Raw genomic sequence first — 1,424 nt, forward strand, 5'->3', positions numbered from 1 at the left:
AGCCAGCCCTTTCAAGGTCTTTGATAAAATCCCCCAAAACCAGTCAGGGTGACGAAAGCAGTGTGGGCAGAAGTTCTAGCGCGGTTTGAGAAAAAAGCACCGGCCAGTGTCATGACCAGAGTGGTATTGGAACAGGCTGTTCCTGCTGAATGGATCGATCAGGTGTTCGAAGAGCACCGTCAGCGGCAGTACCCACGTGAGCTTTTGTTTTCAACCATCGTTGAACTGATGTCCCTTGTTTCATTGGGCTTGCGACCTTCGCTGCATGCCGCCGCGCGGCAGATGGAAGATCTTCCTGTCAGCTTGGCGGCGCTGTATGACAAGGTCAGTCGTACAGAGCCTGCGCTACTGCGCGCCCTGGTCACCGGCAGCGCAGAGCGCTTGGTACCAACGATAAAAGAACTGGGGCACTCAGCCATTTTGCCTGGCTGGCAAATACGGGTCGTTGACGGTAACCACCTGCCTTCCAGCGAAAAGCGTCTGGGCGCTTTGCGCCGTGAACGGGGCGCCGCCCGACCTGGTTTTTCCGTTGTGGTTTACGACCCCGATCTGGACCAGGTCGTTGATCTTCAGCCTTGTGAAGATGCCTATGCCAGCGAACGCGTCAGCGTGCTGCCGTTGCTGGAAAAGGCCAGTGCGGGGCAACTGTGGATGGCTGATCGACTCTACTGCACGCTCCCGGTCATGGAGGCCTGCGAAGACACCGGGGCCTCGTTCATCATTCGCGAACAGAGCAAACATCCACGCCTGCTTAAGGAAAGCGACTGGCAGGGGCCTGTCGCGGTCGCGGCAGGCAGCGTGCGCGAGCAAATCATTGAAGTAAAAGGTGGACGCCAGTGGCGGCGAGTCGAACTGAACCTGCAAACCCCCACCGAATCCGGCGATGCCACGCTGCTGTTTTGGAGCAACTTGCCCGACTCCATCAGTGCTGAGCAAATCGCCGATTTGTACCGCCGTCGCTGGAGCATCGAAGGGATGTTCCAGCGCCTGGAAGCGGTGTTGGACAGTGAAATCGAAACCTTGGGCAACCCTAAAGCAGCCCTGTTGGGATTTGCGTCGGCCGTGTTGGCTTACAACGTTCTGTCCGTGCTCAAGCGCAGCGTCGAGCAGGCTCATCGCCAGAACCTGCCCGATGATTGGGAAGCATCGATTTTTCACCTAGCGGTACAGGTACGCAGCGGTTACGAGGGGATGCAAATAGCCTTGCCAGAATATCTATGCATCCCGATCCCCGCCGCAGGACTGACTCAGTACCTGCTCGCACTCGCTCGAAATATACAGCCCAAAGCGGTCGCCAAGAGCAAACGAGGCCCGAAAGTGCCCAAGTCAAAGGAGTGGCTTGAAGGCAAAGCCGCGAATGCCCATGTGTCAACGGATCGGGTGCTCAAGGCAGCTAAAGCCAAAAGACCTTGAAAGGGCTGGCT

General features: G+C 57.3%; 1 protein-coding gene. It reads left to right on the plus strand.

The annotated features are described in order from the left end of the window. The first annotated feature begins 111 nt into the window (after nt 1-111). Nucleotides 112-1,413, plus strand: a complete 1,302-nt coding sequence (locus tag BT116_RS29995) for an IS4 family transposase (protein ID WP_072349392.1) — start codon at nt 112-114, stop codon at nt 1,411-1,413. Nucleotides 1,414-1,424: the final 11 nt, after the last annotated feature.

The organism is Pseudomonas sp. NFACC16-2, from assembly GCF_900119205.1.
GTDB lineage: Bacteria > Pseudomonadota > Gammaproteobacteria > Pseudomonadales > Pseudomonadaceae > Aquipseudomonas > Aquipseudomonas fluorescens_Q.